Here is a 7688-nt window from a genome sequence, read left to right on the forward strand (position 1 = left end):
ATATGTACTCGGTCTAATCCAACACCCCAGAGGCCGCTACAAAGTTGTGTAGATACCTATGGCCATCCCAGGCAAGCCCCGTCCCATAGATTTACTGTGGGCTAGCCTGCTCGCGAAGGCCCGGAGAGCGCCGCGGCCATCCTGAATCCACGCGTCATCGTTGCCGGCTCGCTTTGCTCCGGCCTTTTCCCCAGCGCACTGGCGCAGGTTTTTTCTCTTTGCCACCCGCCTCGGGTGGCGTTTGCCTCGGTGCCCTCCCCCTATCGTAGTGCTCAATTCAAAGGCGCAACACGTGCCTTTGCGTCTGCGCCTGGCCATGGCGGATCGCTGTTGGCCGACGAACATTGAGGAGCACAGAGTGCATATCGCCCGAACCGTTTTTCGCGACGACCATGAAATGTTCCGCACCACCGTGCGGCGTTTTTTCGAGCGTGAATGCCTGCCGCGCCAAGCCGCCTGGGACAAGGCCGGCCAGGTCGACCGCGAAACCTGGCTCAAGGCGGGTCGCGAAGGCTTGCTGGGCATCACCCTGCCTACCGAATACGGTGGCGGTGGCGGCGACTTCGGCCACTGCGCGGTATTCAACGAAGAGTTCGCCCGGGCAGGCGTCAGCGGTGCCTACTTCGGCATGCACTCGGATGTCATCGCCCCTTACATCAATCGTTGCGGCAACGAACAACAAAAACAACGCTGGCTCCCCGGGATCTGCAGCGGCGAAACCATCCTCGCCATCGCCATGACCGAACCCGGTACCGGCAGTGACCTCAAGGCCGTGCGTACCAGTGCGGTGCGCGACGGTGACGAGTACGTGATCAATGGCAGCAAGACCTTCATCAGCAACGGCTTGAGTGCCGACCTGGTGATCGTCGTGTGCAAGACCGATCCGGCAGCCGGCGCCAAGGGCATCAGCCTGATCGCCGTGGAAGCCAGCCGTGCCGGTTTCAAGCGCGGACGCAAGCTGGAGAAAGTCGGGCAGCCTGCGGCAGACACCGCCGAGCTGTTTTTCGACAACGTGCGGGTACCGGTCGCCAACCGCCTCGGTGAAGAGGGCCAGGGCTTTGCCTACCTGATGGGGGAACTGCCCCAGGAACGTTTCTCCATTGCCGTGTCCGCCGCCGCAAAGCTGGAGCGCCTGCTGGAACAGACACTCGAGTACGTCAAGCAGCGCAAGGCCTTCAACCAGACGGTCTGGGACTTCCAGAACAGCAAATTCAAACTCGCTGACATCAAGGCTCAGGCCACCGCCATGCGAGTGATGGTCGATTACTACCTGGGCGAACACATGCGTCGCCGGCTGACGCTTGAAGAGGCGGCGATCGCCAAGCTCTACACCACCGAAACCCTGTGGAAATGCATCGATGACATGGTCCAGCTGCACGGCGGCTACGGCTACATGCTCGAGTACCCGATCGCCCGGGCCTTTGTCGACATGCGGGTCAACCGGATCTACGGCGGCACCAGTGAAGTCATGCGCGAATTGATCGCGCGCAAGCTCTGAACCCTGAACAACAATAAGGAACCACTCGATGAGCAATAAGGTATTCGTTGCGGGCGTCGGCATGATCCAGTTCAAGAAGCCCGGAACCAGCGACCCCTACGACCAAATGGGCGAACAGGCGATCCGCCTGGCCCTGGCGGACGCTGGCCTTCAGTTGAGCGATGTTCAGCAGGCTTATGCCGGCTACGTCTATGGCGACTCCACCTGCGGCCAGAAAGCCCTGTATCGGGTCGGCATGACCGGCATCCCGCTGATCAACGTCAACAACAACTGCGCGACCGGCTCCTCGGCTCTGTTCCTCGCTCGCCAGGCCGTGGCCAGCGGCGCCGTGGAATGCGCTTTGGCATTTGGCTTCGAGCAAATGAACCCCGGCGCACTGAAGTCGGCCTGGAGCGATCGTGCACCGGCCACCGAACGGGCCCTGAGTGTGACCAACGAACTGGTGGGCATGCCGGACCTGCCCAACGCCATCCGCCAGTTCGGCGGAGCCGGCTACGCCCACATGCAGAAGTACGGCACGCGCCTTGAGACCTTCGCGAAAATTCGCGCCAAGGCCAGCCGTCATGCGGCCAACAACCCGCTGGCGGTGTTTCGCAACGTGGTCAGTGCCGCAGAGGTGCTGAGCGCCCCTGTGCTGTGGGAAGGCGTGATGACCCGCCTGATGGCCTGCCCACCGACCTGCGGTGCGGCTGCCAGCATTGTGGTCTCCGAAGCCTTCGCGAAAAAACACGGGCTGCGTACTGACGTGCTGATAGCCGGCCAGGCCCTGACCACGGACCTGCCCAGCACCTACGACGCCAAGGACATGATCCGCGTGGTGGGTTTCGACATGACCCGCATGGCCGCGCAACTGGCCTACAACCAGGCCGGGATCGGCCCCAAAGACATCGACGTGATCGAGTTGCACGACTGTTTTGCGCAAAACGAACTGCTGACCTACGAGGGCCTGGGCCTGTGTGCCGAAGGCGGCGCCGAGCAACTGGTCAACGATGGCGATAACACCTATGGCGGCGAATGGGTGACCAACCCATCTGGCGGCCTGCTTTCCAAGGGCCACCCGCTGGGCGCCACCGGCCTGGCCCAGTGCTACGAGCTGACCCATCAACTGCGTGGCAGCGCCGACCGGCGTCAGGTCGAGGGCGCACGCATCGCGGTGCAGCACAACCTGGGCCTGGGTGGCGCCTGTGTCGTCACCGTGTACCAGAAAAACTGACACGGCCTGCCTACCACGGAGTCATTGCCATGATCGACAAGCACCACATTGGCCGGCAACTGCCTGCCTTCCTCGCCACCGCCGAAGCCGGACAACTGCGCTTTTTCGCCAAGGCTACCGGGGAAACCAACCCGATCTATTTCGACGAACAGGCCGCCCGCGATGCCGGGCACCCGAGCTTGCCGCTGCCGCCGACTTTTCTGTTCTCGCTGGAGTTGCAGATGCCGTCCAACGCCTGGCGGGAAGAGTTGGGCATCGTCACCGCACGCATCCTGCACGGCGAAGAGTCCTTTCGTTATCACCGCATGGCCTATGCCGGCGACACCCTGCGCTTTGAAGTGCGGATCGCCGACATCTACGACAAAAAAGCCGGCGCCCTGGAGTTTGTGGTGCGCGAAACCCGAGTCACCAATCAACGCGGTGAACACGTCGCCGACCTGCGCAGCGTGCTTGTGCAGCGCAACAGCTGAAGCGGAGAACAGCTATGAATGCCATCAGCCTGGAACAAATCAAGGTCGGCGAGCAACTGCCACCCCTGACGCTGAACCCGATCAACCGCACCACCCTGGCGCTGTTTGCCGGCGCCTCGGGCGATCACAACGCGATTCACATCGACACCGACTACGCACGCAAGGCCGGCATGCCCGATGTCTTCGCCCACGGCATGTTGTCGATGGCCTACCTGGGTCGTTTGCTGACCCAGTGGGTCGATCAGCGTCAATTGCGCGAATTTTCCGTGCGCTTCCTGGGCATCACCCACCTTGGTCACCAGATCACCTGTACCGGCACGGTGGTCGAGCGTTTTCAAGCCCACGGCGAGCAATGCATCAAGGTCCAGGTCCGCACCACCAACCAGTACGGCGAGACCAGGATTGTTGGTGACGCTGTGATCGCCCTGTAAACCCAACCCATAACAGAGGAGCTACACCCATGGCAAAACTCGAAGGCAAAGTGGCACTGGTCACCGGCTCCGGTCGCGGTATCGGGCAACAGATCGCCCTGAAGCTGGCCAGTGAAGGCGCACGCATCGTGATCAACGACCTGGATGCCGACCCGGCCCACGAAACCGCGGAGCTGATCCGCCAAATGGGTGGCCAAGCCGCCGTCTGCCACGGCAACGTCAGCGCCCCGGACTTTGCCGACCGCTATATCAAGACCGCGATGGACCACTTCAACGGCATCGACATCATCGTCAACAACGCCGGCTACACCTGGGACGACGTGATTCAGAAGATGAGCGACGAGCAGTGGCACGCGATCCTCGACTGCCACCTGACAGCGCCTTTCCGCATCCTGCGTGCGGCCTATCCGATCATCAAGGCCCAGGCCCTGGCAGAAGCTGCGCAAGAGCGCGAAGTGTTCCGCAAAGTGGTGAACATTTCCTCGACCTCGGCCCTCAACGGCAATGCCGGGCAAATGAACTACTCCTCGGCCAAGGCCGGGGTGATCGGCATGACCCGCTCACTGGCCCGCGAATGGGGCCGTTTCAAGGTCAACGTGAACGCCGTGGCGTTCGGCTATATCGAGACCCGCATGACCCGGGCCGACGCTAACGCTGGCGCCACCGTGAACATCGAAGGCCGGGACATCCGCGTCGGGATCAGCCCGGAAGCGGCCAAGTCCCACTCCCAGCGCAACCCCCTGGGCCGCGCCGGGACGCCACAGGAAGCCGCCGATGCGGTGTACCTGTTCTGCTCGCCCGAGTCGAACTACATCACTGCCCAGACCATTGCGGTCGCCGGCAACCTGCAATAAGCGTCCGCCCCGCCACCCTCTGGCGGGGCGACACTAGCCACGCTTGATGAGCGCTGGAGCCTGCCCATGAACATGACTGAAACCAACATCCGCCTGGCCGCCATCAAACTGATTTCCCGCAACGGCTTCGAGTCGATGAGCCTGCGCCAGCTCGCGGCCGAAGCCGGGATCAATTCCTCGACGGCAAGCCCCCCGCCGCCGCACGCCGCGACCTTGGTGGAGGTACGGCCATGAGCGATCTGCTGCAGCCGTTCTCCATGGCCGGCAAGACGGTGCTGGTGGCCGACGCGGCCACTCGCCTGGGCGAACACTTTGCACGCCTGATCAGCCGGGCCGGTGCCCGCGTAGTGCTCGGTGCCCAGCATCCACGGCAAGTCCAGCAACTGGCGGCAGACCTGCAATGGGAAGGTGCGCAGGTCTTGACCGTGCCCCTGGACAGCCGCCGTCACGCCAGCATCGAGGCCGCACTGGATGCGGTGCAAGTGCGGTTCGGCAGCGTCGACGTGCTGATCAACAACAGTGCCGAACGCGAGCATGACAGCGAGTTCAACGATGTCGCACTGTGCACCAGCCAGCGCATGATAGTGGCGGAACGTGGCGGCAGCATCGTCAATATCGACCCGCCACCGCGACCTATCAGCGAACCCAATCCGTGCCTGCGGGCCCACAGCAGTCTGATCCGGATGAGCCGGGCGATGGCCGAGTCACTGACGCCGCACCGAATTCGGGTCAACGTCATCGCCCCGGGTGTCGACCGGGCCAACCACGAGCGGTTGTTGCAACTCAACGGTCCTCTGCTGCTGTTGGCCAGTAGCGCCGGGGCCAGCGTGACCGGTGCGGTCTTGCACCTGGACGGTACTGTTTGCTGACGGGCCCACCTGATATGAAGGGTGCCAGCAAGACCACGGGCCGCTACTTGCGCAACCGGCGCTGAATTCCCCGTTGCCCCCTGTTGTCACAGGGGGATAGAGGGTGCGGCGATGAATTTCATTCTATGGATGGCGGTGCTGGGGGCGGTCTTGCTGACCCTGGCACTGACCTCTTCCTATCTGCGTTGGCTGCCGGTGACCACCTCGGCGGTGTGCCTGATCCTGGGCGTCGCCATCGGGCCCTCGGGCCTGGGTCTGTTGCAGCTGGAGATCGCCCAGGCGTCTTTCTGGCTGGAGCACCTGAGTGAAGTCGCGGTGCTGTTTTCGCTGTTTGTCGGCGGCCTGAAGTTGCGCCTGCCACTGGCCAACCGCGCCTGGCGCATTGCCTACGGCCTGGCCGGGCCGGTGATGGTGTTGACCATCGTCGGTGTGTGCCTGTTGCTGCATTACCTGCTGGGTTTGCCGTGGGGGGTGTCGATGCTGATTGGCGCCATCCTCGCTCCGACCGACCCGGTCCTGGCGTCACTGGTGCAAGTCACCGATGCCAAGGACTACGATCGGGTGCGTTTTGGCCTGTCGGGCGAGTCGGGGCTCAATGACGGGGTGGCGTTCCCGTTCGTGATTCTCGGCTTGCTGCTGCTGCGCGATGACAGCGCGTGGCTGACCGAATGGCTGCTGCGCGATCTGCTCTGGGCGGTGCCTGCCGGGCTGTTGACCGGTTACTGGATGGGCCGTGGGCTGGGCCGCCTGACCCTGTCGATGCGCATCCGCAATGACGACAGCACCCTGTCCCCCAACGACTACTTGAGCCTGGCCTTGATTGCCCTGGCCTATGTGGCAGCCGAGGCGATCGGGGGCTACGGATTTCTCTCGGTGTTTGCCGCCGGGCTGGGCTTGCGCCAGGCCGAAGTGCGTCAGACCGGCGGCGCCCGAACGCCGGCCGAGCACCTGGTGCAGCCGCTGGTCGGGCATCAGCATGTCGAGCCGCAACACGCGATCCACGGTGATCGGCAGGCGTTGGCGGACGGCCAGGTCGCGGCCGGTATCATGATGGGCGACATGTTGTCATTCGGCAGCATCGTCGAACGCGCCATGGAGGTGTTCCTGGTGACGCTGCTGGGCGTGGTGTTGCTCACGCACTGGGACTGGCGCGCCCTGCCCGTGGCCCTGGCGCTGTTCGTGCTGATCCGCCCATTGAGTGTGCTGCTGGTGCCCTGGGGCAAGCTGCTCGACATGCGCCAGCGCCTGCTGGTGGGCTGGTTCGGCATTCGCGGGATCGGCAGTCTGTTCTACCTGTTCTACGCCCTCAACCACGGGCTCGATGCCCAGGTGGCGGCGGTGTCTACCCACTTCACTCTGTCGGTGGTGGCCTTGAGCATTCTGCTCCACGGCTTAAGCACCCAGCCGCTGTTGGTCGGTTACGAGCGCTACAAGGCTAAAAACTTGAAACCCTGACTGCTGCCTTGCATCCATACCTATAAGAGGCCGTTTGCGGCTGATGCCGACTGGAGGAAGTCATGAAACCCCATATCGTCAGACTCTTTACCCATCCGGACTTTGCCTGGACCGAGATCCGCAGCGAAGAAGAGCAACACCCCAGGCACTACCTGGCCCACCTGCTGCTGTTGGCGCTGTTGCCGACCCTGTGCCTGTTCATCGGCACCACCTGGGTCGGCTGGAGCCTGGCCGAAGATGAAACCGTGCGCCTGAGTTTCAACAGCGCCTTGCAACTTTGCCTGCTGATGTACGGGGCGATGGTCTTGGGCACTGCCTTGATGGGCGGGTTTATCCGCTGGATGTCGCGCGCCTTCGAGGCCCGGCCGAACCTCAACCAGTGCATCGGCTTTGCGGCGTACGTGGCGACCCCGTTTTTCCTGTCCGGGATCAGCGCGCTGTACCCCAACCGCTGGCTGGCCATCAGCGCGCTGATGCTCGCCGGGGCCTACACCAGCTACCTGCTGTTTATCGGGTTGCCCAAGTTCATGCGCCTGAATCAGGACCGCGGGTTGTTGTACGCCGCAGCGGTGTGGGGCATTGGTTTGCTGGTGGTGGTGACTATCATGGTCAACATGATCCTGTTCTGGTTGAACGTGTTGTCGCCCGAGTACATTCGCCCGGACCTGCTGCCGGGATAGAGGGAGCTGTGGGATTGGGCTTCTGTAGGAGCGAGCTCGCTCGCGAAAAACCTGAGGGCGCCGCATTTATTCAGGAGATATGCGTCAGCGTTCAAGACCATCGCGGGCGCCCGCTTGCGGCTGTGGGCCGACCAGGGTGTTGGATTAGACCGAGTACATATCCATTCTTGCGGTAACGGCCTCCTATGGTTCCGCCCTGACGGCCGGCTCACTTTTGG

At 63.0% G+C, this 7688-nt stretch carries 9 protein-coding genes; all 9 read left to right on the plus strand.

All coding sequences use genetic code 11. From position 1 onward, the window contains the following. Positions 1-316: 316 nt before the first annotated feature. Complete coding sequence (locus ACM6IP_RS20990; protein WP_414862216.1) at positions 317-1498, plus strand: acyl-CoA dehydrogenase family protein; 1182 nt, start codon at positions 317-319, stop codon at positions 1496-1498. Between the two features lie 28 nt (positions 1499-1526). Beyond that, on the plus strand, positions 1527-2711 hold the full coding sequence (locus ACM6IP_RS20995; protein WP_414862213.1) for a lipid-transfer protein: 1185 nt from the start codon (positions 1527-1529) through the stop codon (positions 2709-2711). A 29-nt stretch (positions 2712-2740) separates the two neighbouring features. Beyond that, a complete protein-coding gene (locus ACM6IP_RS21000) occupies positions 2741-3181 on the plus strand; it encodes a MaoC family dehydratase N-terminal domain-containing protein (RefSeq protein ID WP_095171530.1) in 441 nt (146 codons plus the stop codon). 14 nt (positions 3182-3195) lie between these two features. Further along, complete coding sequence (locus ACM6IP_RS21005) at positions 3196-3612, plus strand: MaoC family dehydratase (protein ID WP_095171528.1); 417 nt, start codon at positions 3196-3198, stop codon at positions 3610-3612. Positions 3613-3641: 29 nt separating this feature from the next. Beyond that, positions 3642-4466: an SDR family NAD(P)-dependent oxidoreductase gene (locus ACM6IP_RS21010; protein WP_095171527.1), complete on the plus strand. Its 825-nt coding sequence runs from the start codon at positions 3642-3644 to the stop codon at positions 4464-4466. A gap of 66 nt (positions 4467-4532) precedes the next feature. Next, positions 4533-4700, plus strand: a complete 168-nt coding sequence (locus tag ACM6IP_RS21015) for a TetR family transcriptional regulator (protein WP_237234917.1) — start codon at positions 4533-4535, stop codon at positions 4698-4700. Further along, on the plus strand, positions 4697-5335 hold the full coding sequence (locus ACM6IP_RS21020; protein WP_159996117.1) for an SDR family NAD(P)-dependent oxidoreductase: 639 nt from the start codon (positions 4697-4699) through the stop codon (positions 5333-5335). Before ACM6IP_RS21015 ends, ACM6IP_RS21020 begins: the two co-directional genes overlap by 4 nt. 111 nt (positions 5336-5446) lie before the next feature. Continuing rightward, entirely contained in the window at positions 5447-6790 is a 1344-nt protein-coding gene (locus tag ACM6IP_RS21025) for a cation:proton antiporter (RefSeq protein ID WP_414862214.1), read from the plus strand. A gap of 62 nt (positions 6791-6852) precedes the next feature. Then, positions 6853-7470: a Yip1 family protein gene (locus ACM6IP_RS21030; RefSeq protein WP_414862215.1), complete on the plus strand. Its 618-nt coding sequence runs from the start codon at positions 6853-6855 to the stop codon at positions 7468-7470. The last annotated feature ends 218 nt before the right edge of the window (positions 7471-7688 follow it).

Source organism: Pseudomonas sp. IT-P176, from assembly GCF_949767245.1.
GTDB lineage: Bacteria > Pseudomonadota > Gammaproteobacteria > Pseudomonadales > Pseudomonadaceae > Aquipseudomonas.